Origin of the sequence: Pseudomonas sp. YY-1 (assembly GCF_002843095.1) — a bacterium.
GTDB lineage: Bacteria > Pseudomonadota > Gammaproteobacteria > Pseudomonadales > Pseudomonadaceae > Aquipseudomonas > Aquipseudomonas sediminis_A.
The window spans coordinates 417065-443655 of the sequence record NZ_PJLX01000002.1; the positions used below are offsets into that span (position 1 = coordinate 417065).

24 protein-coding genes are annotated in these 26591 nt (G+C 63.4%); 6 read left to right on the forward strand and 18 right to left on the reverse strand.

Translation table 11 applies throughout. The features are described 5' to 3' along the window. Positions 1-7: 7 nt before the first annotated feature. The 14 genes from CXP40_RS04675 to yaaA form a co-directional block, all read right to left on the reverse strand. Entirely contained in the window at positions 8-472 is a 465-nt protein-coding gene (locus CXP40_RS04675; RefSeq protein WP_106732823.1) for a multidrug transporter, read from the reverse strand. Between the two features lie 272 nt (positions 473-744). Beyond that, entirely contained in the window at positions 745-2181 is a 1437-nt protein-coding gene (locus CXP40_RS04680) for a mannose-1-phosphate guanylyltransferase/mannose-6-phosphate isomerase (RefSeq protein WP_106732824.1), read from the reverse strand. A gap of 262 nt (positions 2182-2443) precedes the next feature. Next, positions 2444-3091, reverse strand: a complete 648-nt coding sequence (locus tag CXP40_RS04685; RefSeq protein ID WP_106732825.1) for an alginate O-acetyltransferase AlgF — start codon at positions 3089-3091, stop codon at positions 2444-2446. A gap of 25 nt (positions 3092-3116) precedes the next feature. Then, a complete protein-coding gene (locus CXP40_RS04690) occupies positions 3117-4250 on the reverse strand; it encodes an alginate O-acetyltransferase (RefSeq protein WP_106732826.1) in 1134 nt (377 codons plus the stop codon). Positions 4251-4263: 13 nt separating this feature from the next. Beyond that, entirely contained in the window at positions 4264-5715 is a 1452-nt protein-coding gene (locus CXP40_RS04695; protein WP_106732827.1) for an MBOAT family protein, read from the reverse strand. A 199-nt stretch (positions 5716-5914) separates the two neighbouring features. Next, positions 5915-6991: a mannuronate-specific alginate lyase gene (locus tag CXP40_RS04700; RefSeq protein WP_106732828.1), complete on the reverse strand. Its 1077-nt coding sequence runs from the start codon at positions 6989-6991 to the stop codon at positions 5915-5917. Between the two features lie 10 nt (positions 6992-7001). Continuing rightward, positions 7002-8423, reverse strand: coding sequence for an alginate O-acetyltransferase (locus CXP40_RS04705; RefSeq protein ID WP_106732829.1), 1422 nt, complete (start codon positions 8421-8423; stop codon positions 7002-7004). Positions 8424-8434: 11 nt separating this feature from the next. Then, positions 8435-9970, reverse strand: coding sequence for a mannuronan 5-epimerase AlgG (algG, locus tag CXP40_RS04710; protein ID WP_106732830.1), 1536 nt, complete (start codon positions 9968-9970; stop codon positions 8435-8437). Positions 9971-9981: 11 nt separating this feature from the next. Further along, the gene (locus tag CXP40_RS04715; RefSeq protein ID WP_106732903.1) at positions 9982-11421 is read right to left on the reverse strand and encodes an alginate export family protein; all 1440 of its coding nucleotides are present in this window, start codon (positions 11419-11421) and stop codon (positions 9982-9984) included. A 14-nt stretch (positions 11422-11435) separates the two neighbouring features. Further along, positions 11436-12812 (reverse strand): alginate biosynthesis TPR repeat lipoprotein AlgK, encoded by a 1377-nt coding sequence (gene algK / locus CXP40_RS04720; RefSeq protein ID WP_106732831.1) that lies wholly within the window; start codon positions 12810-12812, stop codon positions 11436-11438. A gap of 10 nt (positions 12813-12822) precedes the next feature. Then, positions 12823-13986 (reverse strand): alginate biosynthesis protein Alg44, encoded by a 1164-nt coding sequence (locus CXP40_RS04725; protein WP_106732832.1) that lies wholly within the window; start codon positions 13984-13986, stop codon positions 12823-12825. Positions 13987-14012: 26 nt separating this feature from the next. Continuing rightward, the gene (gene alg8 / locus CXP40_RS04730) at positions 14013-15494 is read right to left on the reverse strand and encodes a mannuronan synthase (protein WP_106732833.1); all 1482 of its coding nucleotides are present in this window, start codon (positions 15492-15494) and stop codon (positions 14013-14015) included. Positions 15495-15545: 51 nt separating this feature from the next. Beyond that, the gene (gene algD / locus CXP40_RS04735) at positions 15546-16856 is read right to left on the reverse strand and encodes a GDP-mannose 6-dehydrogenase (RefSeq protein ID WP_106732834.1); all 1311 of its coding nucleotides are present in this window, start codon (positions 16854-16856) and stop codon (positions 15546-15548) included. A gap of 707 nt (positions 16857-17563) precedes the next feature. Further along, positions 17564-18343 (reverse strand): peroxide stress protein YaaA, encoded by a 780-nt coding sequence (yaaA, locus tag CXP40_RS04740; protein WP_106732835.1) that lies wholly within the window; start codon positions 18341-18343, stop codon positions 17564-17566. Positions 18344-18849: 506 nt separating this feature from the next. Between yaaA and CXP40_RS04745 the strand changes: the two genes are divergently transcribed. The 4 genes from CXP40_RS04745 (at position 18850) to moaE (ending at position 21736) form a co-directional block, all read left to right on the forward strand. Continuing rightward, on the forward strand, positions 18850-20241 hold the full coding sequence (locus CXP40_RS04745) for a PhoH family protein (RefSeq protein WP_061240684.1): 1392 nt from the start codon (positions 18850-18852) through the stop codon (positions 20239-20241). A 250-nt stretch (positions 20242-20491) separates the two neighbouring features. After that, positions 20492-20968 carry a cyclic pyranopterin monophosphate synthase MoaC gene (moaC, locus tag CXP40_RS04750; RefSeq protein WP_003459465.1) on the forward strand — a complete coding sequence of 159 codons (477 nt, stop codon included), beginning with the start codon at positions 20492-20494 and terminating at the stop codon, positions 20966-20968. After that, on the forward strand, positions 20965-21207 hold the full coding sequence (locus tag CXP40_RS04755; protein WP_099522377.1) for a MoaD/ThiS family protein: 243 nt from the start codon (positions 20965-20967) through the stop codon (positions 21205-21207). The genes moaC and CXP40_RS04755 overlap by 4 nt, the downstream gene beginning before the upstream one ends. A 73-nt stretch (positions 21208-21280) precedes the next feature. After that, positions 21281-21736, forward strand: a complete 456-nt coding sequence (moaE, locus tag CXP40_RS04760) for a molybdopterin synthase catalytic subunit MoaE (RefSeq protein WP_106732836.1) — start codon at positions 21281-21283, stop codon at positions 21734-21736. Between the two features lie 103 nt (positions 21737-21839). On the opposite strand, the gene CXP40_RS23785 is transcribed toward moaE, so the two are convergent. Further along, positions 21840-22004 carry a hypothetical protein gene (locus CXP40_RS23785; RefSeq protein ID WP_177429625.1) on the reverse strand — a complete coding sequence of 55 codons (165 nt, stop codon included), beginning with the start codon at positions 22002-22004 and terminating at the stop codon, positions 21840-21842. A gap of 173 nt (positions 22005-22177) precedes the next feature. On the opposite strand from CXP40_RS23785, the gene CXP40_RS04765 reads away from it, so the two are divergent. After that, positions 22178-24103 (forward strand): bifunctional UDP-sugar hydrolase/5'-nucleotidase, encoded by a 1926-nt coding sequence (locus CXP40_RS04765; RefSeq protein WP_106732837.1) that lies wholly within the window; start codon positions 22178-22180, stop codon positions 24101-24103. 298 nt (positions 24104-24401) lie between these two features. Next, on the forward strand, positions 24402-25316 hold the full coding sequence (locus tag CXP40_RS04770; RefSeq protein ID WP_106732838.1) for a DMT family transporter: 915 nt from the start codon (positions 24402-24404) through the stop codon (positions 25314-25316). A 218-nt stretch (positions 25317-25534) separates the two neighbouring features. Here CXP40_RS04770 and CXP40_RS04775 read toward each other — a convergent pair whose 3' ends face one another. From CXP40_RS04775 to CXP40_RS23610, 3 genes are all read right to left on the reverse strand, one after another. Next, a complete protein-coding gene (locus tag CXP40_RS04775; RefSeq protein ID WP_106732839.1) occupies positions 25535-25981 on the reverse strand; it encodes a hypothetical protein in 447 nt (148 codons plus the stop codon). 25 nt (positions 25982-26006) lie between these two features. Next, positions 26007-26171 carry a hypothetical protein gene (locus CXP40_RS23790; protein ID WP_099522372.1) on the reverse strand — a complete coding sequence of 55 codons (165 nt, stop codon included), beginning with the start codon at positions 26169-26171 and terminating at the stop codon, positions 26007-26009. Positions 26172-26276: 105 nt separating this feature from the next. Beyond that, complete coding sequence (locus CXP40_RS23610; protein WP_177429626.1) at positions 26277-26504, reverse strand: hypothetical protein; 228 nt, start codon at positions 26502-26504, stop codon at positions 26277-26279. Positions 26505-26591 lie beyond the last annotated feature (87 nt).

Sequence of the window (26591 nt, forward strand, 5' to 3'; positions counted from 1 at the left end):
CTACAGGTTATCGAATGAATTTGCCTTGCAGGCGCTCGGCGCGAAACTCCAGCGTAGCCGGACGATAGCCGCTGCGCAGGTCGGGCAGGGGCATGCAGTCGCTCCAGCTGGCGTCCGGCAGCAGCTCGCCGGGGCCGCTGTAGCGTGGCGACTCGTAAAGGCGCTGGGCCAGGTTGGTGGCGTTGCCTGGGCGGTAGGCGGCGACTTCCCAGCGCAGCTCCAGCAGGGCGGCATCGCTGCCGTTCTTCAGGTCGATGGCCAGCGGGCGATCGGCGGGGCAGCGCTGCGGGTCGTAGCTCAGGCGCAATTCGAGATGGGCGAGGTAGCGCTCGTCCTGACTTTCCTGCCAGAGCACCCAGGTGGCCACCAGGCCGAGACCGACCAGCGCGGCCATGGACACAGGCAGGGCCTTGGTTGGATAGCGAATCAGCAGGATCAGCCAGGTGATGACGAGTACGACACCGAACAGCATGAGGGCAGCCTTTTTGCGAAGTCTGCGTTCATCCTACACAAGGTGCTTTGTCAGGGTAACCGCGTGGGCTGTCGCAGGGTGTGACAGTGAGGGAAAGGGGGCGGGGAAGAGATAGCCACGAGTGACGTGGGGGTCTTCTGCCCTCTCCCCCAACCCCTCTCCCATGAATGGGAGAGGGGAGCTCACTGCGTATGCCGCGGATGAACAAGGATGTAGCCCGGATGCAATTCGGGGCCGATATCGACCCGGATTGCATCCGGGCTACGAACAGCTCAGTGTGCGGCGCCGACGGCTACTGCATCGCTGCGACCGTATACATCTTCCAGGCGCTCGATATCGTCCTCACCGAGGTAGGTGCCGGACTGCACCTCGATGATCTCCAGCGGGATCTTGCCCGGGTTGGACAGGCGGTGTACCGAGGTCATCGGGATGTAGGTGGACTGGTTCTCGGTGAGCAGGAACTCTTTATCGTCGCAGGTCACCTTGGCGGTACCGGACACCACGATCCAGTGCTCGGCACGGTGGTGGTGCATCTGCAGCGACAGCTGCGCGCCCGGTTTGACGGTAATGTGCTTGACCTGGAAGCGGCCGCCCATGTCCACCGAGTCGTACGAGCCCCAAGGGCGGTAGACCTCGCAGTGGTTCTGGGTCTCGCAGCGACCCTGCTCGTCAAGCTTGCCAACCAGTTTCTTGACATCCTGCACGCGGTCCTTGTGCGCGACCATCATGGCGTCCTTGGTTTCCACCACGACGATGTCGTCCAGGCCGAGCACCGAGACCAGCTTGCCATTGCCATGGATCAGGCAGTTGCGGCTGTCCTCGATCACCACGTCGCCCTTGGTCACGTTACCGGCGTCGTCCTTGTCGTGTACTTCCCAGATCGACGACCAGCTGCCGACATCGTTCCAGCCAGCGGCCAGCGGCACCACGCAGGCGCGGCTGGTCTTCTCCATCACCGCGTAGTCGATGGAGTTGTCCGGACAGCAGGCGAAGGTAGCTGGGTCGATGGCGATCTGCGTGCCGTCGCGCTGGCTGCGTTCCAGCGCCAGCAGGCAGGTGTCGTAGATGTCCACATCATGGTGCTTGAGCTCTTCGAGGAAGCGGCTGGCGCGGAACAGGAACATGCCGCTGTTCCAGTAGTAATCGCCGCTCTTCACGTACTCGGTGGCGCGCTGGGCGTCGGGTTTCTCGACGAAGTTGGCGACGCGCGCCACGCCGTCGGGCAGGGTGCCGTCGGCCTGGCCGCGGATGTAGCCGTAGCCGGTTTCCGGACGGTCGGCCGGCACGCCGAACAGCACCATCTCGCCTTTCTCGGCGGCCACGGTTGCCAGCGCCAGGGCCTGGCGGAAGGCTTGCTGATCGTCCAGCACATGGTCGGCTGGGAGCACCAGCATCAGCTCGTCACGGCCTTCGGCGATCAGTTGCAGGGCCGCCATGGCCACAGCCGGTGCCGTGTTGCGGCCGAAGGGTTCGAGCAGGAGCATTTGTGCCTGCAGGTCGATCTGCTCCAGCTGCTCGAGGACGATGAAGCGGTGCTCCTGATTGGCCACCAGCACGGGTGGCTGCATGCCCTCGATGGAAAGGCGCTGCAGGGTCTGCTGGAACAGTGTCTGCTCACCGGTCAGGGCGAGGAACTGCTTGGGATAGAGCTTGCGCGAAAGAGGCCAGAGTCGCGAGCCGCTGCCACCGGAAAGGATGATGGGGGTCATGGTTGTGTCTCTCCTGAGCGATTGATCAAGTGGTTTGCCCGTGTCGTGTCGGTGCGACGTGTACCCGCCGTTTTCCTTGTTCTAAAAAAACTCGCTGCCTTGAGAAAATTCTGAAAAAGCTATTTATCGTCACTCCCGCGAAGGCGGGAGCCCAGGGACTACGCAGGTTCTGGATGATTCCCCTTCGGGCCAGCGCAAGCGCTGTTCAGCGATGAAGCCGCTGTCCCGCCTGCGCGGGAATGACGGCTATTTCAGAGTCTCCTTAACCGTCGATGGGGCGCTTGACCCATACCGGCGACAACTTGCCCTGACCGCCAGTAACGAACAGGCTGACGACTTCGCCGCGCCCGAGGGTGACCGGTTTCAGGTCGGCGACCTTGCGCTCGCCGTCGAACAGCGCCAGGCCAACCTTGACTGGGTTGATCTCGCGGTCACCGCGGCCGTCGGGTTTGACGTCGGCGACCACGGCAGTCTTGCCGTCGGCGGTCTTCACGCTCAGGGTGCTGTCAGTCAGGTTCTGTACGCGCAGCAGGGCTTTCTGCCGACTGGTGAAGGGCGGCTCCTCGACCAGGCGCGGTTCGGCGCCGGTTTGGCTGACCAGGGTGTAGTAACGCGCGGCCTCCAGATCTACTGCCATCTGCGCGTTACCGACCTGGGCCTGATAGCTGCCGGCCGGGAGGAACTTGAAGTCGCTCGAGCCCAGTGGTGCGACCTGCTTGAGCTGGGTCTGACCGACGCTGACATCGAGCTCGGCGCTGCTGGCGTTGTAGGCGCGGACGAAGGCTGAGCCTTTCGGTGCCTTGGGCCCGTAAAGGGCGCCGTCATCGGCTTGTGCCTGGAACATGCCAAGGCCCAGAGCCAGGGCGCAGGCGCCCAGGGTGAAGCGGCGTAGGGTGGTTTGAGTTGTCATCGGATAGTCCTCCTTGGGGGATGAATCAGTGACTGGCGGCAGCCAGCCCCTGGCGCTCGCCGCCGTCTTTGAGTGCGGCGAGCCATTGCGGGTCGAAATCGGTGAAGTCGCTGGCCATCGGCAAATAACGCTCGGGGAATTCCCAGATCACCAGCTGTGGCGGGTGGTCCTCGAGCTCGTCGCTTTGCAGGTACTTGAGCATCGGTACCAGCGGGCCGCCGCCTTCCTCTGCGTGGTTGGCCAGGTCGCGCTGCAGGTGTTCACGCAAGGCACCTGCGAAGTTCCAGGCCGGGTTGGCGCTGTAGCTGGTGCCGACCAGCGTCACCGGCAGGTCGCTGTCGCCGAACAGGTCGTCGCTACTGCTTTCGGCGGCTTGAGTCTCGCGCTGCTGCAGACGGTCGGCCTGCGGCATCAGGTTTTCGAACAGCGGTGCCAGCGGCAGAAAGCGAGTCAGGTCGCCCTCGTGCGTTCGGGTTTCCACGGTCTCGGTGACGAACTGCTGCGGCTCGCCACGCAGTTGCATGGCGCTGTGCACCACCTCGCTCAGCGCCTTGGCAGTGACGTCGGCGCCTTCCGGTGTCCAGTGGGTGTCGGTGCGCAGGAACACCGGGGCGTCGGCTTTGGCTGCCTGCAGCGGTGCGAGCAGGTCCGGCGCGGCGATCCCGGCGTTGCGCACCGCGCGGTGAAAACGCGGGTACAGGCTGCGCTGCAGAGCGCTGGGGCGATGGTTGCCGGTGTGCTCCGGGTACAGACGGGTCTTGGCCGGGACGATGGCCAGAATCAGCTGGATATCGCGTTCTTCCAGCTGGCGCTGTACGCCACGGATCAGTGCCAGGTTGTCGCGCAGTTGACGCTGACCGTCGACCACTGGATCGAACTCTTCGTCCGAATACAGCCAGCCGTCTTCGCCGATCACCAGGCCACTGCGGCCTTCGCCGAATGCCAGGTATTCCACGGCGGCCCAGAGGTTGATGCCGGCTTGCTTGAGCGGGAAGTTTTCGTCGTAGTGACGCTCGATGCTCTTGGCCAGGCCGCCGTCGAGCACGCTTGGCTGCGCCGGCATGTGGTAGTCGGCGAGCCGGGTCAGGGCGAACAGACTGACCGGCAACAGTAGCAAGGCGAACAGCGCGACATATAGGGTCTTGATGGGGCGATTCATTGTCGGCCTCCGCTCAGAACTGGAAGTAGAGGAAGGGGGAGTAGCTCTGCGCCGAGAGCTTGAGCAGCGAGACGCAGAACAACAGCAGCAGGGCGCCACGCAGGGCCACCAGGCGCAGGTCGATGGCTTGCAGGGCGATGCCGGCGCTGGCCAGGGTCAGGCCCGGCTCATGGTTGCGGCTGGCGAGGAACTGGCGGGCGCCGTTGACGGCTATCACTACCCACGCCAGCACCAGCGTGACCATCTGCAGCCCGGTGATGCGCGCCAGGGTCAGCTCGCTCAATTGCCAGTCAGCAAAGCTGAACAGCGCGGCATACATGCGCCCGGCCACTTCCAGGTTCTCGGCGCGGAAGATCACCCAGCCGAGCATCACCAGCAGCAGGGTGAAGGCCCATTTCAGTGGGTTGAACACAATCGGTGCGGCTTTCACGCCGAGGGCGCGTTCGATGGCCAGCCACATGCCGTGCCAGGCGCCCCAGATCAGGAAGGTCCAGTTGGCGCCGTGCCAGAAGCCGCCCAGCAGCATGGTCAGGAACAGGTTGCGGTAGGTGTTGAACGTGCCGTGACGGTTGCCGCCCAGCGGTACGTACAGGTAGTCACGCAGCCAGGTGGACAGGCTGATGTGCCAGCGCCGCCAGAACTCGGTGATCGACTGGCTGATATAGGGTTGGTTGAAGTTCTCCATGAAGCGAAAGCCCATCATCAGGCCCAGGCCGATGGCCATGTCGCTATAGCCGGAGAAGTCGAAGTAGAGCTGCGCGGTGTAGGCGATCATGCCCAGCCAGGCATCACCGGTGCTGGGGTTTTCCAGGGCGAAGCAGTGGTCCACCAGCGGCGCCAGGCTGTCGGCGATGAATACCTTCTTGACGAAGCCCTGCATGAAGCGCGTGGCGCCTTCGCTGAACTTGTCGAGGCTGTGGGTACGGTCGGTGAACTGGTCGGCCAGGTCCTTGTAGCGCAGCACGGGGCCGGCGATCAGTTGCGGGAACAGGGCAATGAAGGCCGCGAAGTTGATCAGGTTGCGCGTTGGCTCGGTATCGCGGCGGTACACGTCAATCAGGTAGCTGATCGACTGGAAGATGTAGAAGGAGATACCGATCGGCAGGATCACCGCAGTGAGGACGAAGGGTTCCATCCCCATCGATTCGAGCACGGCGTTGATATTGGCCACACCGAAGTTGGCGTACTTGAAGTAGCCCAGCGTGGCCAGGTTGCCGACCACACCTGCGACCACCCAGCGGCGCGCCGCCTCTGTGCCGGCATGCGCCTGGATGCGCAGGCCGAAGATGTAGTTCCACAGCGTTACCGCAGCGAACAGCAGGAGGAAATCCACCCGCCACCAGGCATAGAAGACGTAGCTGCCAATCAGGATCAGCAGGTTGCGCCCGCGATTCGGGCACAGGTAGTACAGGCCGAGAAAGATCGGCAGAAACAGGAACAAAAAGACGTTGGATGAAAAGACCATCCGTGCTTCTCCGTGAACAGCCGGGGCAGCGCCCCCCTTTCCCCCCGCGAGCGGAGGGTTTGTGTTTGCCCTGCTTACTGGGCGCAGGGAGTGGTTCTTGCCCTCTCCCCAACCCTCTCCCATGAATGGGAGAGGGAGCTTGAACGGTGTGTAGCTTTCTCCCCTCGCCCGCTTGCGGGAGAGGGGCCGGGGGAGAGGGTTAGCCGCCCCCGCCGAATACCTGGGTCACCTCACCACCGAGGCGGAAACTGTTGAACGGCCCCATTTCCTGGTTCAGTTCGCGGGTCTCTTCACTGCAGGCGTAGAGGCTGCAGTAGGGCGCCAGCCAGGCGTACTTGAAGTCCTTGCGCAGCTCGCTCATGTCCTGCTTGGAGCCGGTGCGCTGGGCGAACGCAGCCGGGTCGCGCGCACCTTGCAGTACGCGTTCGGCCAGGCGCTGCAGGGCGCCATGGTTCTCGCCGCGCAGGTCGACTTCATTGGCCTCGGCGAACGCGGCGATCATCGCCAGCGGCGGCAGGGCGTAGTTGTGGTAGGCCAGGGCGCGCTGGCTACGGCGCATCTCGTTGGCCAGGTAGCCTTCGTCATCGACCTGATTGGCAGCGATGCGGAATTGACTGACGGACCAGTCGAACAGGTCGCGGCGATCATCGATGACCGCCACTGCCATCACCGACCAGGCAGCCCAGTAACTGTGGTTGTTGATCTTGCGCAGCGGCAGGTCGCTCCACTCGCGTACCGTGTGTTCGGCCAGGCGGGTGAACCAGGCCTCGATGCGTGCGCTCTGCTGCGGGTAGGCGGCCAGTGGCTGCGACTCGGAAAACTTCAGGCGCAGCCAGGCGCCGGCCAGGCTGCCGAGCGCCCATTTGCGCATCGACTTGCCGGTGTGGTTGAACTGCTCGGACTCCAGCGCATCGGCACTGGCCCACTGGTCGAGCCATTCGATGGCGCATTCCAGGCGCTCCGGCTGACCGGTGCGCATGTAGCTGGTGATCATCCGTCCGCCCTCCTTCTCCAGGCGTACGATGCCCTCGGTTTGCTCGCGGAAGTTCTTCTCCGCCTGGCGGTTGAGTGTGGCGCGCGCCTTGTCGGAACCCTCGTACTTGCTGGTGAACTGCAGCTCACCGGTATACGGCTGCGGCACCGCCGGGCAGGCGGGTGCCTTGCCGTCGCGCTGGCCGACGGCGGCGTAGTAGCCCGCTGGCGGTTGCAGTTCGGCAAAGGCCGGGCCGCTGAGCAGCACGGCCATCAGGGTCAAGGGAGCGAGTCGTATGGGCATGGTGGCCTCCTCAATCGTGCCGCGCGACTTGCTGGCTGGCGCCGCTCGGGCGCTGGCACAGGCTGGCCTGGACTTTCAGGTCGTCGGCGCTGTCTTCGGGCTTCTGGATTTCCAGGGCGAAGAAGTTCTGTTCACCCCAGCCCGGCTCGTCGCGCAACTCGACGGTGAAACGCCCGTCGGTATCGACGGTGTTGGGTTTCTCCAGCTTGAGCTGTTCGCGGCGGCCGTTGAGGTACCAGATGGTGGCGTCGACGCGCTTGACCGCAGGGTCGCTGAAGCGCAGGTCGAGCTGGTGGCGATTGCCGGCCAGGGTCAGCAGCTTGTTCTCACCATTGACGAGGATTTCGTTGCTGCCCGGATGCAGGCGCTTCTCGCTGGCGAGCACCTCGGTCTGGCCGCTGCAACCATTGCTCAGGCTGGCCATCAGCTGGCGGTGGATGCGGTCGGAAGCCAGGTCGTAGAGCGGAGAAAATTCCCAGATCAGAACCTGCGGTGGGTCGTTCTGGAAGGCATCGCTGGCCAGGTACTCGAGCATCGCGCCTTCCAGGCCGCCACCCGGGAAGGCTGCGTTGAGCACGTCGGTGCCCAGGTACTCTTCGAGAAAACCGCCGAAGTTGTAGTTCTTGCCGCTGTGGCTGGTGCCGACCAGGGTGACCTTCGGGCTGCTCTCGTCGCCGAACAGCGCGTCGCCATCGCTGGCGTCCTTAGGTTCGGTGATGAACTGATCGACGTATTGCACCGCGTAGCCGGTGCCGCACAGCTGGCTGGCGACGTTCTGCATGGTGCCGGTCTTGCCCATCAGGCCGATGCGTTCGGTAACGAATTCCTTCTGCGGAATATCTTCGAAACCGGGGATGCGCTTGACCGTCTCGGCCACCAGGCGTGCGGTGCGCTCGGCGCCATAGGGCGTCCAGTGCTGGTCGCGGCGGAAGTAGAACTCCTTGTCGCTGTTTTCGTCGGTCAGCGGGGTCAGGTCCGGCACCCAGATACCCAGTTGCTCGAAGCGGCTCAGCGCCTGGCGGTAGTTGCGCAGCGCCTTGTCGTAGTCGAAGCGCTGGTAGTCGGCGGGCGACAGCTTGTTGCGATTGACCAGGCCGCGGGTCGGTTGGTAGACCACCACCAGCTCCACGCCGCGTTGTTTGAGGCCGTCACGCAGCTCCTTGAGGCGCTGGTAGCCGACTTCACTGGTGCCGAACTCGGTGCGCAGGTCTTCGACGCTGCGAAACAGCCAGCCTTCCTCGGCATCGAGCAGGGTGACGAAGTTCTTCATGTAGTTGGTGGTGTAGCGGCTGGCGTCGTGCGCAGCCGGGCACAGCGAACAGCAGTCTTCGACCTGGTACTGCGGCGCCTGGCGCTCTTGCGCCTGCAGGGCGGTGCTGGCCAGGGCACAGGCCACGGCCAGGGAAAGGGACTTGAAGGGTGATGGGATCATCGTTGGCCTCATCAATTGGTCAGTTTCTCGGGCTCGATCGGATCGATCAGCACGGGTAGGCGCTGGCGCACCATGAGGTCGAGGATTTCGTCCTGTTTTTCGCCGAGGATGCCGGCGAGCTGGATGCCGCTGCTCTTGCGCGGGGCAAGCATCTTCACGCGGTACAGCTCGACCGACAGCGGCGAGTCGATGTTGATCGGGCTGGAGCCGTTACCGGCCAAAGTGCCGCCGACGATGATCATCGAGATCTTGGTATCGAACGGATCGAGGTCCAGGTCGCGGTCGGTGTCGGACAGGTCCTTGATGTGGCCGTACACGCCGGTCAGCTGGTTCATCGCCGAGAGGTTGTCGTACAGACGAATGTTCTCGCTGTTGCGGATGCGGATGCCATGGCGCTGGTTGCGCAGCACCTGGTTGCCCCACAGCAGGTTGTCGCCGCTTTCGTACAGGGTGATGCCGTCGGCATGGTTGCCGTGCACGCGGTTGTAGGCGATCAGGTTGTGCTCGCTGCTACGGTCGATAACGATGCCGGAGAGCTTGTTGTCGTAGCTTTCGTTGTTGATGATCCAGCTGTCGTTGACCTCGCGCGAGATGATGATGCCGTGCTTCTTCTTGGTACCGAACACGGTGTTCTCGGCGATGATCAGGCCGTGCGAGCGGTCGTGCGGGTCGATGCCGTAGACGATGTTGTCGCGGTAGGTGTTGCCCTTGATCACCACGTTCTGCGCTTCGTAGCAGTAGAAGCCGTACCAGTGGTCGACGAACTCGGAATCGATCAGCCAGCCGGTCGGCTCCTCGCGTTGCAGGCGCTCGTGCATGCTCGGTGTGTACTGGGTGATCGACACGCCGTAGGACTTGGAATTGTCGTAGCCCAGGCTGGTCAGCACGCTGCTGGCGATATACAGCTCGCTGCCGCCCCAGGACACCAGAAACGGGCGGAACTCCTTGCCGTTGTCGCGCATGGTCGCCGGGCCGTTGTCGGCCTCGCGCCAGGCGGTGACGCGGGTGTCGGTGAGGAACATCTGGCCATCGTTGACCAGGAACGAACCGCGCTCCTGCGACAGGCGCAGCTCGCGGGTTTCCTTGCCCACATGCAGCGTCGCGCCCTCGGCGACGACGATGGGCAGGCGAGCGATGTACACGCCCGGCTCCTGCTCGGCGAACTGGCTGTCAGGCAGCGCCTTGGCCAGATCCTGAGCGGTGACCAGGCCACCTTCGATGAAGATCGCCTGGGGCATGCCCTGCTGGCGTTTGATCCACTCGCGCAGGCGCTCGTTGCCACCGGTGAAATCCTTCAGCGCGTCCTGGCGCAGCATGCGCCGCACCACCACCTGACCGCGTTGTTCACGCGGAATCTTGGCCAGCACGGCCTCCTTGGTGTAGCCGGACAGGTCCGGCAGTTTGGGCGCTTCCATATGCAGTTCGTCCGCCGGGGCGCTGCGCACGCGGTAGTCGAACTGGTGCTGTGTCGGGTTGGCCTGGGCCAGGGGCGCGGTGAGGCACAGCGCGCCGAGCAGCAGGGGTAGGGCTAAGCCGTTGGGTTGCATGATCCGATCCCTCAGAAGCGCCAGATGAAGTCGACGAAGGCGCGGTGCATCACCGAATCGGTGCCGCTGCCGTAGGCGTCGCCCGGCAGGAACACGCCGGCGCGCAGGCGTACCAGCGCCGAACGATCATCCAGTTGTTCGGCGACGGTGGCCGGCAGCAGACCCTGCTTGAAGTAGCGGGTCAGCACCAGGTCGACTTCCTGGCCGATGTCTTTCTCGCCCGCTACCAGCGGTGCAGTGATACCGCTGTCGCCGACGTCCTGGTCGCCATCGACGCGCCAGAAACGGTGATAGACGACGCTGGCGTCGTAGTCCTCGCCCAGCTGCCAGGAGCTGAACGCACTGGCCACCTGCAGGTTCGACAGTTCGCCGCGGAAGGCCTCGCCGTAACGGTGCAGGCGCGATTCGACGCCGGTGAAGTTGGCGCGGTTGCTGTGCAGGCCTGTCTGCATGAACTGGCGCGACTTGCCTTCATCGCCACCGCCGCTACCACGGGCATAGGCGGCGCCGATCTTCCAGTTGTCATCGAGGCTGTAGCGCAGGCCCAGGTCCATCGCCCAGGCGTCGACATCCTGGCTGCGCGAGCCGCTGGCGATGCGGTCGTTGCCGACCACTTCCTGCTGCAACTGATCGGTATCGCCCTGCAGCCAGGTCAGCTGCGCCCAATAGTTGAGGCGGTTGCGCGAATTGCGCTCGAAGAAGCCGCCATCGGCGTGCAGGCCGAACCAGGTCAGGTCACCGGTGTAGCGTTTGCTCAGTTCGTCGACACGCTCGCCAGGATTGGCCAGGCGGCCGTCGTCGCGGCTGTGGTGCAGCTTGGCGCCGATGCGGTGGCCGGGCGTCCACTGGTAGTCGAGGCCGGCGAAGAAGTGCTGGCGATCTTCGTCTTCGGGCGCCAGGTCATCGAGGTCGGTGCGGTAATCGGAGAAGCGCTCGGCAACGCCGACCGTGGCTTGCAGCAGGGTGGTATCGAAGCGCCAATTGACGGCTTCGATATTGGTGTCCCACCAGGTGCCTTCGTTGCTGCGCAGACGCTGACGGCCGACGCGCAGGTGTTCACCCGGGTAGGCGGTGAGGCCGGCGTAATCGACCCAGAATTCGCGCATGGCCAGGTAGCTCTTGTCCGGCTGGCGTGCGTCGCTGCGTTGTTCGCTGCCTTCGCCGTCGTCCTGCAGCGGGTCGGTTTCGATGGTGTCGGTGGCGGTAACCGCCTGGCCCATGGCGAAGGCGCTCCAGTCGCCACGCTCGCCGTAGGCCCAGGGGCGCAGGTCGAGACCGATACCGTTGACGTCGCCACCCGAGCGGGTGCCGAGGTCGCGGTCGTCTTCCGATTGCGCGGTGATCTTCACATCCAGGCCGAAATTCTTCGGCGCATCCGCCGCCCAGGCAGCGCTGGCTGCCAGCAGGCTGGCGCTCAGCCCCAATTGGCTGACGATACGGTTTAGCTGCATGCGTGCATCCTTGTTCATGGCTGGCTGACCTGCAGGGCGGCCTGTTGCTGCAGGACGATGCCGCGGGCATCACGCTCCTCGCGCAGCAGGCGTTGGCCCTCGGCCAGTTGTGCCGGGGTCAGGCTCTCGGCCACTTCATGCGCCAGCTCGAAGGTCGGCGGCGTGTTGCGCGGCAGGGCCAGTTGACTGAATACGTAGGCGTTGACCGGGTTGGGCTTGACCCCACGGCCCTGGCTGAACATCTGCGCGAGGACGAAGTCGGCGCTGAGCTGGCCGGCACGGGCAGCGCTGAGCAGGTGGTCGAGCGCCCGCTGGGCGTAGACCTCGCCGAGGTAGCCGCGCAGGTAGATCTGCCCCAGGTAGTAGTTGGCGCTGGGTTCGCTGGGCGCGGCCTTGCGCAGGTGTTCTTCGGCTTTCTTCGGCTCCTGCGGCAGTAGCTTGCCTTCGTAGTACAGGCGTCCGAGCAGCAGCTCGGCGCGCGGCAGGGCCGCTGCACGGCCCTTGTCCAGATAACCGAGCAGGGTTTCGGTATCGCCCTGACCCGGATAGTCGTAGAGCAGACGCGCGAGACTGACCCAGGCGGCGGGATAGCTCGGCGCGATGGCTTCGAGCAGATCCTGTGCCTGCTGCGGTTGCGGCTGGCCGAGCTCAGGGTCGCTGAGTACCTGGGCCACGGAGTCGACCTGGTTGGGAGATACAGTGCCAGCGCGGTAGCCCGCTAGCAGTTGCTCGATCAGCGCCTGACGGTCGTCTTCGCGGTTCTGCTTCTGGTACACGGTGGCCAGCTCGGCGTAGCAGGCGTCGTTGCTGGCCAGGCGTGCCTGGCAGATACGCTCGATCTCGCCCAGGTGCTGGTCGTAGGTGCCATCGGTGCGGTACAGAAGAATCTGCGCCAGTTCTGCCTGGGGCAGACCCTGCTGGCGCCAGTCTTGGATACGTTGCGCAAGGTTCATGGCGGGGAAGTCCTGTGGGTAGAACAGGTAGAGTTCGGTCAGCGGCAGCAGCGCACTGGGCTCGTGAGCCTGCGCTGCGCTCTCCAGCAGCTCGGCGGCCTCCTGGCGCTCGGCCAGGCTGCTGCCGGGCTTGCGCGCCAGCAGCTTGCCGAGGCGCGCCTTGGCGCGCGGTGAGCCGTCGAGGGCCTGACGGTAGATACGCTCGGCCTCATCCAGATCCTGAGTCTGGCCATTGGCGGCGTAGATGTCGGCCAGGCCGATCTGCGCGTCGCTGTAGCCCATTTCGGCGAGCTGGCGGAAATGCCATTCGGCCGTCTGCTGGTCGCCGCTCTGCAGAGCTTCGCGCGCCAGGCGCTCATCCGGCAGACCGGTGCAACCGGCCAGCGTGGCGCTGACGGCGAGGCCGAGCAGGGCAGGGCGAAGAAGGGGCATGCTCACGGCGATCTCCTTAGCGACCTGCCGCGACGGCGCGATCGACCAGGCCGCCGAAGGACGGACCACGGTCGATGACCACGTCCACCGGTTGCCCGGCGAGGCTGGCCGGCAGGGTTTCTTCCGGCTGGATCACCACGCGGATGTCTGAGCTCAGGCCGCCGTCATGCAGTGCGCTGCTGATGATCTCGCCGCGACGCGACTGGTCTTCGCCGGCCACCTTGAAGGTCACCGGGGTACCAGGGCGTGTCTGCTCCAGGTGGCGATAAGGGAAGCTGGCGGCGACGGTTGCCACGCCATCCTGCGGCACCAGTTCGAAGATCACGTCGCCCTTGCTGGCGAACTGACCGTCGGCCACCAGTTGGCGGGAGATCTTGCAGTTGCACGGGCTGGTCAGGGTGCCCTGCATCTCGCGGGCGAACAGCGCTTCGATCTGGCTCGGCTCGAGCTGATCGTCGCCCAGGTGGCCCTTGAGCATTTCCAGCATGCTGGTGGTGAAGGTGGCGATCGGTGCGCCTTTCTCGACGATGCCATCGGGCTGCGCCAGGCTCTGCACGCTGCCCTCGCGTGGCATGGTCACCTGCAGCGCCGGCAGGCTGATCTGCGCCGATTGCGCGTGGGTGACGAAGTACAGGCCGTAGATCGACTTGCCGATGTAACCGAAGGCGGCCAGGCCGACGAGAAAGATCGCACCGCTGAAAGTCACGGCGCGCAGGCGGCCGAACATGCCCATGCCACCGGCTGCGCCACTCTTGCGCGCCTTGGTGAAGTTGTCGCGCTGGAGGATGTGCAGCACCTCACCGACGTTGACCAGCTCACCGGCCAGGTGCGCGCTGATCAGGTGGCGCAGGGCTGCAGCTTCACGCGCACCGATGTTGTGGAACTGGCAGCCGACGCGGTTTTGCTCGGACTGCACGGCATTGACCTGGAATTCCACGTCCAGCCCCAGCACCAGGCTGTCGAGCTGGAACTGCAACTGGCCGCGATGAAAATCACCGACCTTATGTGTGGTCTTCTCGTTGGTGAAGCTGAAACCGCCGGCAGAGACATCCTGCAGGCGTGCGTCGATGCGTTCGCCCTTGGCATTGGTAAAGCGCAAGCGTCCTGGCAGCTTGACGCGAGCATGCTGGCGCTGGGCCTCGGACTCATGGACGACGTTGTGATTGGCGACGGAGTTCATGGTGGCTAATTCCTATTCGAGTACGGTCACACCAGCGCCAGCAGCGCGGCGATGAAGACAGAGGCGGCAGAGAAGGTCATGGCACGCGACGACCAGCTGTTGAACCAGTTGGCGAAGCTGGACAGGCCGCGGTTGAGTTTGGTGTTCTGGCGCGTCCAGGATTGCTGGTCGAGGCGGAAGAACACGTAGATCTTCACCAGCGCGCCGACGATCTGGTTGTAATAGAGCAGCACCGGGTAGGCCGGGCCGATGCGGTGGCCGGAGCACATCAGCAGCAGCGTCAGGATCAGCCGCGTGCTGCCGATCCACAGCAGGTAGATCAGCAGGTACATCAGGCTGTACTTGATGCTGGCGATGATCGCTACGGATAGGCCCAGCAGGCAGGTCCACATCGACACACGCTGGTCGAACAGCACCAGACTGGTGAAGGCGCCGAGGCGGCCCATGCCCAGACGCAGGGCGCGCGAGTTCTGCCGCAGGTTGTTGCCGTACCAGCGGAACATCAGCTTGCGGCTGGCCTTGATGAAACTCTTCTCCGGCGGGTGCTCGACCGTGTTGATCGCCGCATCCGGCACGTAGAAGGTGTCGTAGCCCAGGCGCATCAGGCTGTACCAGCTGGACTTGTCGTCACCGGTGAGGAACTGGAAGCGCCCCAGGCGCCAGTGTTCCAGGTGATCGCTCTCCACGTCGCGGATGAACTCGGGGTCGGTCACCACGCTGGCGCGGAACACCGACATGCGCCCGGTCATGGTCAGCACGCGTTTGGAGAGCGCCATCGAGCACATGTTGAGGTGGCGCTGAGCGAAGCGCAGCTTGTGCCACTCGCTCATCAGGTAGCTGCCGCGTACCTCGCAGAACTCGTTGGTGGTCAGCCCGCCGACGTTGGGGAAGAGCTTGAACCAGGGCACGGTCTTGATCACTACGCCCGGCTCGAGCACGGTATCGCCGTCGATCACCGCCACCACCGCATCGCGGTCCGGCATCTGCCGGGAAATGGCGCGGAAACCATAGGCCAGACCATCACGCTTGCCGGTGCCGGGGATGCGCACGATGTCCAGGGTGACATGCGCCGGCGGCTCGGCCTGAGCCCAGAGGTTCTTGATCAGCAACTCGTCGGAGAGCTCGACGATCGAGCAGACCACGGTGCAGGGATACCCGCAGTCGATGGCTTCGCGAATCACCGAGCGGTAGACCATGGCGGTAGTCAGCGCCTCGATGCGAAAGCTGGTGACCAGCAGGAACACATGAGAGGGGTCGGCGTCCTTGCCGAGTTTTGTAACCTTGCGGCGATACCAGGGGTACACCAGGTAAAGGAACAGGCAGCCGCGCACGAAGTGCATGGCGCCCATGGAATAGCGCCAGATGCCGACGATGCCGATGAGCAGGATGAAGTCCCGCGCTTCGGGGTCGAACACCGTGCGTGGCAGGGCCAGTGCCAGCAGCATCAGCAGGCTGAGATAGAGCATCCAGCCGCTGGCTTGGTTGAGGCCGTTCTTGAGCTTGTCCATATGCGTCTCCGAGTACCTGCGCGCGCTGGGCGCGCAGGTACGTTCGGGTCCTTACCAGCAGATGCCTTCGGCCACGCCATTGCTGGCGTGGGGCATGAAGCCGACCAGGTCGATCACCCGCTTGCCGCTCGGCGCCTGCTCAGCCAGCTTGGCGAAACGCTCGTCGCTGTTGCCCAGAACGATGATGTCGGCCTTGGCCACGACGTCTTCGAGATCGCTGTTGAGCAGCGAGGAAACGTGCGGGATCTTCGACTCGATGTATTCCTTGTTGGCCCCGTGGACACGGGCGTATTCGACGTTGCGGTCGTAGATGCTCAGGTCGAAACCCTTGCCGATGAGCATTTCCGCCAGTTCCACCTGCGGGCTTTCACGCAGGTCATCGGTGCCGGCCTTGAAGCTCAGGCCGAGCAGGGCGACCTTGCGCGAATCCTGGCTGGCGATGATGTCGAAGGCCTTTTGCACCTGTGCGGCGTTGCTGCGCATCAGCGAGCCGATCAGTGGAGCTTCCACGTCCAGGCTGCCGGCGCGGTAGTTCAGCGCGCGTACGTCCTTGGGCAGGCAGGAGCCGCCGAAGGCGAAGCCGGGCTTCATGTAGTACTTGGAGAGGTTCAGCTTGTGGTCCTGGCAGACCACGTCCATCACCTCGCGGCCATCGACGCCGACGGCCTTGGCGATGTTGCCGATCTCGTTGGCGAAGGTGACCTTGGCGGCGTGCCAGACGTTGCAGGTGTACTTGATCATCTCGGCGACTTCGATGTCCTTGCGGATGATCGGCGCGTCGAGCTCGCTGTAGATGCTTTCCAGCAGGTCGCCGGAGGCTTTGTCCAGCTCACCGATGACGGTCATCGGGGGGAAATCGTAGTCCTTGATCGCGGTGCTCTCGCGCAGGAACTCGGGGTTCACCGCCAGGCCGAAGTCGACGCCAGCCTTCTTGCCCGAGCAGTCTTCGAGAATCGGCAGTACCACGTTCTTCGCGGTGCCCGGCAGTACGGTGCTGCGAACCACTACGGTGTGGCGCTCTTGCTTGTCGCGCATGGCGAAACCGATCTCGCGGCACACGCCTTCGATGTAGTTCAGTTCCAGGTCGCCGTTCTTCTTGCTCGGCGTACCGACGCAGATGAACGACACATCGCTTTCCAGAACGGCAGCGGCAACGTCGGTGGTGCCACGCAGGCGGCCCTGACGCAGACCTTGTTGCAGCAGTTCTTCCAGGCCCGGTTCAACGATGGGCGACTTGCCGTTATTGATCAGGTCGATCTTGTTCGCGGAGATATCCACGCCAATCACGTCGTGACCTCGTGCCGACAAACAGCCGGCACAAACGGCACCTACATAACCCAAACCAAAGATACTGATTCGCATGGTATTAACCTCGTCCGTTTGATGCAATTTTAAATACTGGCCTTATGGCCAAAACTCGTCCGTGAACTCACCGTTTTAATAGGTTTGAGTTCATTCAGGCATAAGTAGAGTGGGCGCCAGAAGTGGCACCAAGTGCGGGCCTTTATATTGAAGGATGGCCCTTTGATGTTGTCGCTGTCGCCTCGCTTGAGGCCTCTATATCGGTACTGTGGCGGGTTGCCATCTCTCCCTTTGACGCGCACAAACTTTCTTTTGGGTGAAACTGTCCGGCGAAAGTTAATTCGCTATCTGGCAGGTTCAAGTGTTCAGAAAGTTATGTATTGAAATGTGTTACGGGCTGTATGAGTGGCGGCCCTTTCGGATAGTTCCTACCGTTCGTCCTGAAGCTGAACCGGAGCTGAACGGCTAATTTGATTGCAATATAATGGCAAGTTGCAAAATGCATGATGGCAATATGTTCATTAATATGCTTGAAACTATCGGATAACTAAGCCGGGCAATAAGTTCTCAAAGAAGTGCAGTTGCGCTGAAAGTGTGACGCCAAGCAGGTTTTCAGGTGCAAGCCTGTGGTCGCAGGAACCACAGGCAAACGCAACGCTCGCGCTGCAGCGAAGCGGCAGGCGAGAGAGAGGCGGGAGTGAGCAAGCGCAGCGGCCAAGCCCATGCGACAACCGATGAGCGGTGCATGGGCTTGGCTGGAGGAGGGGTCAGTCTTGTGGCTGGTCGCGCAGGAAAACCAGGCTGTCGGTCTTGGAATGCTCGGCCGAATAACGGTAGCCCTGATAGTTGAAGTCCTTCAGGCCTTCAGGGTTGGTCAGGCGCTCCTTGATCACGTAGCGCGCCATCAGGCCGCGGGCCTTCTTGGCATAGAAGCTGATGATCTTGTACTGGCCGTTCTTCAGGTCCTTGAACTCTGTGTCGATGAGGCGTGCGTTCAGCGCCTTGCGTTTGACCGCGCCGAAGTACTCATTGGAGGCCAGGTTGAGCAGCACGTCATCGCCTTGAGCCGCCAGCGCTTCGTTGAGCCAGCCGCTGATGCGCTCGCCCCAGAAGGCGTACAGATCCTTGCCGCGACCGTTGGCCAGCTTGGTGCCCATTTCCAGGCGGTAGGCCTGCATCAGGTCCAGCGGGCGCAGCACACCGTACAGGCCGGAAAGCATGCGCAGGTGAGTCTGAGCGAAGTCGAAATCCTCTTCGGAGAAGACCTCGGCGTTCAGCCCGGTGTACACGTCGCCCTTGAACGCCAGCAGCGCCTGCTTGGCGTTGGACGGGTTGAACGGCCGCTCCCAGCTACCGAAACGCGCGGCATTGAGGCCGGCAAGCTTGTCCGACAGATGCATCAGCTCGGCGATCTGCGCCGGGCTGAAGTCGCGCAGTTGAGCGATCAGTTCCTGGGCGTGGTCGAGGTGTTCGGGTTGGGTAAAGCGCGGGGTGGCGGGCGGCGTCTCGTAGTCGAGGGTCTTGGCCGGTGAAATCACCATCAGCATGTGCGGAATCTCCAGAAAGCGTGACGGCGATTCTAGAGGTCAGGGATCGGCAAGACCACCTATCGGAGTGATTGAGAGGACCAGCATTGATGCTTTTGTGGGAGCCGGCTTGCTGGCGATCAGTGCTGACGGGATCGCAGATAGTCAGGCGAAACGAACAGCGCCCTGCACCTGATTGGCGCGGCATGCTGCAAGAGGGGGCGGGGTAGCGAAGGGAGTGACAGCAGGTAGGACTTCGGACTGTAACGGGGTGCTGGCGGCTCGCCAAGCACTATCTGTCGCGTCTGCAAATAAACCTGCATGACGATAAAAAAACGTTTTTCTGTCATGTGAATTGGAGTAATAAAAAAGCAAGACCGCCGAAACCTGCATACAGGTGGCGGCCATTGGCCCTCACCTTGCTTGCCACCTTTCGGCCCCGACCTGAAAAAGTCGGCGGTCTCTGTCCGGCGCAGCACCGCCCCAGGTATTGCGTCGCCTGGCTACTACAAGAAGGTGACCGACGTATGGATGACCACGGACGCTCCAAGCCCACCGCTCCAACCCTCTACGCTCTCGACACCAACGTCCTGATTCACGATCCCAACGCCTTGCTCAACTTCGAAGAACACCACGTCGCCATCCCGATGACGGTGTTGGAGGAACTCGACAAACTGAAATCCGGCAAGCACGGCGTCGCCGCTGAATGTCGCCAGGCCATCCGCCTGATCGATCAGATTCTCGCCGGTGCCGAACCTGAGGACGTCGAGTACGGGGTACCCATCCAGCGCGGCAAGAGTGGCCCCTGCGGTCGTCTTTCCATCCTTATGAGTAAAAGTGCGGCGCCGGTGACCTGGCTGCCGGAAAACCTCAACGACAACAAGATCATCAACCAGCTGGTGGAGCTGAAAACCCGTAACCCCGGCCTGTCCGTGGTGCTGGTGACCAAGGACATCAACATGCGCCTGAAGGCGCGCGCTTGCGGCATCGACGCCGAGGACTATCACACCGACCAACTGGTCGATGACGTCTCGCTGCTGTCGAAGGGGTATCACGACATGCCCGGCTCGTTCTGGGATCGCGTGAGCAAGGTCGACACCCGTCAGGACCATGGCCGTACCTGGCACCGCGTGCAACTGACCGATAACCTGCCGGCGGTGCACGTCAACGAGTTCATCCTCGATGAACAGGGCTTCGTCGGCTGGATCAAGGCGATCAAGGGTGACGAGCTGGTGATCCTCGACATGCACCAGGAACCGCTGCTGCACCAGGAAGCCTGGGGCCTCAAGCCGCGCGACATCCATCAGGCGCTGGCGCTGTTCGCGCTGCTCGACCCGGACATCCATCTGGTCAACCTGTCCGGCGCTGCCGGCTCCGGCAAGACCATCCTGGCACTGGCCGCGGCCATCGAACAGACCATGGTCAGCAAGCGCTACCGGAGGATCATCGCCACCCGCAGCGTGCAGGGACTGGATCAGGAAATCGGCTTTCTGCCCGGCACCGAGGCGGAGAAGATGGAGCCCTGGCTCGGCGCGATTACCGACAACCTCGAAGCGCTGCATATGGAGGACGAGAGCACCCACGGCAGCGTCGACTACATCCTGCAAAAAGTGCCGCTGCAATTTAAGTCGCTGAACTACATCCGTGGGCGCAGCTTCCAGCAGAGCCTGATCCTCATCGATGAATGCCAGAACCTCACCCCGCACCAGATGAAGACCATCATCACCCGCGCCGGCAACGGTTCGAAGGTGGTGTGCCTGGGCAACCTGGCGCAGATCGACACCCCCTACCTGTCTGCGCCCAGCTCGGGCCTGACCTACCTCACCGAACGCTTCAAGGACTTCCCGCACGGCGTGCACATCACCTTGCAAGGCGTACCGCGCTCGATCCTCGCGGAGTACGCGGAAACCCATATGTAACCCTTCAGCTGTGAAACACTGGCGCCCCTGTTCGCAAGAGCAGGGGCGTTTTAGTCTGCATCAACGAATGTCTACCGGTCTCGTGGGAGCGGCTTCAGCCGCGATGATCGCGGATAAATCCGCTCCTACAGTTGTGTCGACGGATGCAGTCAGTAGCCCGGTTGAAATCCGGGGATTTTTGCCGCTCTGGCCCCGGACAAATCCTGACTTGCAGGTTTACAATCGGCCGATTCCCGCCAGGAGCTTTCCCGTGCTGACCCACCTCGATTCCCAAGGCCGCGCGCACATGGTCGACGTCACCGACAAGGCGACCACCTTCCGCGAAGCCACCGCCGAAGCGCGCGTGCGCATGCTGCCTGCCACCCTGCAGATGATCGTTGCCGGTGAGCACCCCAAGGGCGACGTATTCGCCGTGGCACGTATCGCCGGCATCCAGGCCGCGAAGAAAACCAGCGACCTGATCCCCCTTTGCCACCCGCTGATGCTCACTGGCGTCAAGGTCGAGCTGCGCGCCGAAGGCGACGACAGCGTACATATCACTGCCCGTTGCAAACTGTCCGGGCAAACCGGTGTCGAGATGGAAGCACTGACTGCCGCCAGCGTCGCCGCGCTGACCATCTATGACATGTGCAAGGCCGTGGATCGCGGCATGGTCATCGAGCAGGTACGCCTGCTGGAAAAGCTCGGCGGCAAGAGCGGTCACTACAAGCTGGAGGAACAAGCATGATCCGCGTGCAATACTTCGCCCGCTACCGTGAAGCCCTGGGCCGTGACGATGAACAACTGAGCGGCGACTTCGCCACCCTCGACGACGTGCGCCTGCATCTGGTGGCCCGTGGCGGCGAATGGGAAGTGCTGGGTGAGCAGAACCTGATGTGCGCGCGTAACCAGGAACTGTGCAGCCTCGACGAGCCGCTGACCGAAGGCGATGAAGTCGCCTTCTTCCCCACCGTCACCGGCGGTTGATGCCGATCCAGCCGTAGGGTGGGCTTTAGCCCACCAAACCGACTCTGAAAACGCCTCACCGAACGAGCCTCCCATGACCATCCGCGTCCAAGCCCAACCCTTCGATCCCGGCAGCGAGCTCAACGCCCTGCATGCCGCCAACCTCGGCATCGGCGCGGTGGTCACCTTCGTCGGCTACGTGCGCGACTTCAATGATGGCCGCGAAGTCGGTGGCATGTTCCTCGAGCACTTCCCCGGCATGACCGAAAAGGCTCTGGGCAAAATCGCCGATGAGGCGCGCGAGCGCTGGCCGCTGCTGGGCATCGAGATCATCCACCGCATCGGTCGTCTGGAACCTGGCGAACCCATCGTTTTCGTCGGCACCAGCAGCGCCCACCGCCAGGCATCGTTCGATGCCTGCAACTTCATCATGGATTACCTGAAAACCCGCGCGCCGTTCTGGAAGAAGGAAGACACCAGCGAAGGTTCGCGCTGGGTCGAAGGCCGCTGCAGCGACCAGAGCGCCGCCGAGCGTTGGCAGCGCCCGTAGGGTGCGCCGCGCGCACCGGCCCTTCGCTACACTGCGCTCGAATAGACAGCGACATCATCAACATCGCTCGGTGCGCATGGCGCACCCTACGCTGACTTGAGCCCTACGCCAGCGCCAGATGCACCCGCAACGCAATCGGCACCAACATCAGCAATATGCCCAAGCCCAGTACGCGCACGCCCCATTCGTGCTCGCGGAAGTTGAAGCCTACGCCCAACAGCAGAAAGCCACCGATCAGCAGCATCAGCATCAGGTGATAGTGGTCCATGGCGCTTCTCCACGTTGCAGTCCTGATTACAGCTTAGTCCCGCCGTTTGGCTTGGGCGCTGACCTGGGGCAATGAATACCTGACTCGATTGGCGACAAAGGGCGTCTCGATTGGTCGCTGTCTGGCGCCAGGGCCTGCTCCATACTGTGCGCAGTCATCGTCAAGGATCGTCCATGCGCCTGTTCCCCTCACTCCTGCTCGCCGGCCTGCTGGCCGCCACACCGCTGGTTGCTGCCGAGCGCAGTTTCACCATCCTGCACAGCAACGACTGGCAGTCGCGCCTGCTCGGTTTTGGCCCGAACAACGAATACACCCCGGCGACGGTGAACGATGACGACACCGTCGGCGGCGTCGCGCGCCTGGCCACCTTGCTGAACGAGCGCCGCGCGGCTGCCGGCGAAGAGCCTCTGCTGCTGCTCGACGGCGGCGACTTCACCATGGGTACGTTGTTTCACACCATCGCCCGCGAGATGGGCAGCGAACTGCGCCTGATGAGTGAGCTGGGTTACGACGCCGCAGTGATCGGCAACCACGAATTCGACTTCCGTCCGGCCGGGCTCGCCGCGATGATCAGCGCGGCACACAAGGCCAAGGGCGATGCGCTGGTGCCGCTGTTATCGAGCAACATGCGCTTCGATCCGACCAGCAGGGCCGACGACAGCCTCCAGGCGCACGCCGACGCCGGACGCATCCTGCCGTACAAGCTGATCGAGCGCGGTGGTATCCGCTTCGGCCTGTTTGGCCTGCTCGGCAACGATGCCGTGGCCGTCAGCCCGATGATCAAGCCGCTGACCTTCGCCGACCCGGTCGCCACCGCCAAGGAAACCGTGGCCAAGCTGCGCGAGGAGGGCGCCGAGGTGGTCGTCCTGCTGTCGCACATGGGCGTTACCCAGCAGGCCGATGGCAGCTGGCGCGGTGAGGAAGTGGAGCTGGTCGAGCAGGTGCCGGGCATCGATATCGTCGTCGGCGGCCACTCGCACGTGGCCCTGCCGCAGCCGGTGCTGGTCAACGGGCATACCCCGGTGGTGCAGGCCGGATCGGAAATCCAGTACCTCGGCGAGCTGCGCATGACCCTCGGCGACGACGGCGTACCGCGTGTGCGCGACTACCGCCTGCATCCAGTCAACGACAGCATCGCCGGCGATGCCTCCATCACCGCCAAGGTGGAAGACTTCAAGCAGGTAGTCAGCGAGCGCATGCTCACGCCCAAGGGCTACCGATTCGACCAGCCGCTGGCCAAGGTCGACCAGAGTCTGGGTCGTGATTTCACCGATCAGACCCTCGCCAACCTGGTGACCGACGCGCTGCGTCATGCCGTCGATGCCGACCTGGCGTTCACCGGCAATGGCACCATCCGCGATGACCTGCTCAAGGGCCGCAACGGCGTGCAGGACGTCTCCGACCTGTTCCGCATCGCCCCGCTGGGCATCGGCGAATTCGACGACGAGCCCGGCTACCCGATGATCAAGGCCTACATCAGCGCGCGCGAAATCAAGTCGTTGCTGGAAGTGCTACTACTCGCCTATCAACTGCGTGACAGCCAGAGCTATTACCCGCGCGTTTCCGGCGTGCGCTTTACCTACAACCCCTGGCGCGTACCGTTCGACCGCGTCAGCCGCATCGAGATCGGTGATGCGGTCAAGGGTTACCGCGACCTGGATCTCGACGACACGCGTCTCTACAGCATCGGCGCCACCAGCTACGTTGGCAGTTTCACCTGGCTGGTGCCGGAGTTGACCAAGGGCCTGCTCGACGTCATGCCCAAGGACGCCGAGGGCCGCCCATTGCCGCGTATCGAAGACGCCATCGTCGACCAGGACCCGGATAAAGAAGGCGTACAGGAACTCAAGGAATGGCAGGTGTTACTCGACCATATCCGCAGCCTGCCGGATCTCGACGGTGACGGTCTGGCCGACATTCCCACCACCGGCGCGGCAGCCGAAGCGCGCATGATCCGCGCGCCGAGCCTGCATCCGGCCGATATGTTCCGCCTGGCCGGGCCGATGCAGTGGGGCACCAGTGCCGTGGTCCTGGCCGGCGTGCTGCTGATTCTCTGGCTGCTGAGCCGCCCCCTGCGCCGCCGCCGCAGTCAGCGTTGACGACCGCAGGGAGCGCCGCGCGCACCGGGAATGACGCGCTATTCGACCTTCAAATTCGCACAACGCGCCCATAGTTTCCGGGCGCGCCCGGCTGAACGTCATGACTTCGTTGGCTTGGTGCGCATGGCGCACCCGAGGGTCCGCCACCTTGCCAAGCCTTGCGTGCCTCCGTATGGTGCAAAGCCGCCTGATTCGGAAGCTATGCAATGATCGCTCAGCACTGCCTGCTCGGTGACCGTGCTCAACCGTCCAACCCTCGCCCGGATAAAGGCCGCGCCAACGGCGCGGTGCTCGCCTTATGAACACACTCAATCATTCGCGCCCGCTGGCGCTGTTCGGCCTGCTGCTGGCCAACCTTTGCTGGTCCGGCAACGCCCTGGTGGCGCGCGCCTTTGCTGGTGAAATCGCGCCGTTCACCCTGTCGTTCTGGCGCTGGTGCCTGGCGTTGGCATTACTGCTGCCCTTCGTTGCCGTGCCGCTGTGGCGTCACCGCGCAGCCCTCCGGCATGCAGGCTGGCGCCTGCTAGTGCTCGGGGCGCTGGGCATCGCCGGCTACAACTCACTGCTCTACTGCGCTGCACAGACCACGGCGGCGATCAACATCTCGCTGGTCAACACCTGCCTGCCGCTGGTGACCTTCATCGGCGCCGGGCTACTGCTCAGCGAATGGCCGGCGCGCCGTGCCTGGTGGGGCATGCTGGTGGCCGTCGCAGGGCTGGCGGTGTTGATCAGCCAGGGGCAATGGAGCCGCCTGGCCAGCTTGTCGTTCAATCAGGGCGACCTGATCATGCTGCTGGCCGTGGTCGACTGGGCGTTGTATTCGCTGCTGCTGCGGCGCTGGGCGGCCTACCTGCAGCCGATTCCACCGCTGGCGCTGCTGGGGGCATTCATCCTGCTCGGCGTGCCGCTGATCCTTCCGTTCTATCTCTACGAGCTGAGCCAGGGGGCGCACCTGGCGTTCAACGTCGCCAACCTCTCGGCCATCACCTACACCGCTGTGTTCGCCTCGCTGCTGGCCTACCTGGCCTGGAACCACGGTATCCGCGTGATCGGTGCGGCCAAGGCGGCGCTGACCAACTACGTCATGCCGGTATTCACCGCATTGCTGGGCTGGGTGCTGTTGAACGAGAGCCTGCAGGTCTACCATTGGCTGGGCGCCGCGATGATCTTTGGCGGCCTGCTGCTGGCCACGCGACCAGGCAAAACGCTGTAGGCGCGGCGGGGTTACACAAACGCAGCAGGCACTGCATCACCCTGTAGGAGCCGCGCCTCGCGGCGAATCGCATGAACACCGCGAAAGCAAAAGCTTCGCCCCGGGGCGGGGCTCCTACGCAAGGCTGCACCGCTTGTTAGCTGCGGTTGGACCACGCCTCGATCCACCTTTCAGCGGCGGCGGATGAAAAAGGCGTCATCCGCCCTGCGGCGATCCGCTCATTCCGGCTTCAGCATCACAAAGGCCTCACCGCCTTCGCGATCATGCATCAGGATGAACGGCTGCCCGGCGATCATCAGCTTCACCGGCACCTTGCGCGGCACCGTAGTGCCGGCGTTGATCGCCGCGGCGCTGAGCAACTGACGAGTCAGGCTGTCATCCACCTGTGCCTCGCTGGTTACCACGCATTCGTGGCTGACCTTCACCTGAATGCTCAGGCTCTTGTCCGCATTGAAGCCGATGGTGGCGAAGCCCATGTCGGTCATCTCGGTGACGCCATACTGCCGCGCCACGCGATGCGCCTCGGCAAAGCTCGGCGCCGTCTGCAGGCAGATATCGCGAAAGGCCTGCACCACGGGCGACGTCACCGGCACCGGTGGCTGCGAACCCAGATTGGCGCAAGCGCCGAGAAGGCCAAGGCTGACAAGCAAGGCGAACTGTTTCATCACATCATTCCTTAATGACGGTTGTTCAGGGTTGCTGGCAAAGATCATGCCCCAGCAACTGCGAAGCCAGCCCTTTGGCGAGATAGGTTTCAACCACGCGGCCATCGCTGCATTCGGTCTTGTGGCCGATGGCGAAACCGATGGAAAGCACAACGAATAGCGCCAGGCCGAGATTCTGGATGGGCGTCATGACAGGGCTCGCTGGGTAAACAATGGGGCAGGATGAAGAGGCGGGCAGGGGATGGCAAGTGCCAACCCCATCGTCACCACGTCCGCTGATGCAGAGATGTGACTGTTACGGCAGGGTGATGGACAGATCGCCCAGCATGAAGCGCGCAATGATCATCCAGGCAACCGCGCTGAGGATACCCAACACGCTGTAGCCGACGACGATGCCAATCGCGATCTGCTTCCACAGCCCGGCATGGCGGTTGGGTTCGTTGCGGTAATGCGTCGGCATATCACGCTCCGCTCGCAGATCGTCGAAGTCGTCTCTTGCTCTCAAGGTGCTCTCCTGGTTCATGGGCCAGCGCGCGACGGCGCTGCAGCCTGCTGGAGGCGGATTTTCCGGCATCGCCCGACAGCCCCGCAAGCACCGTCCGAGCAGTTG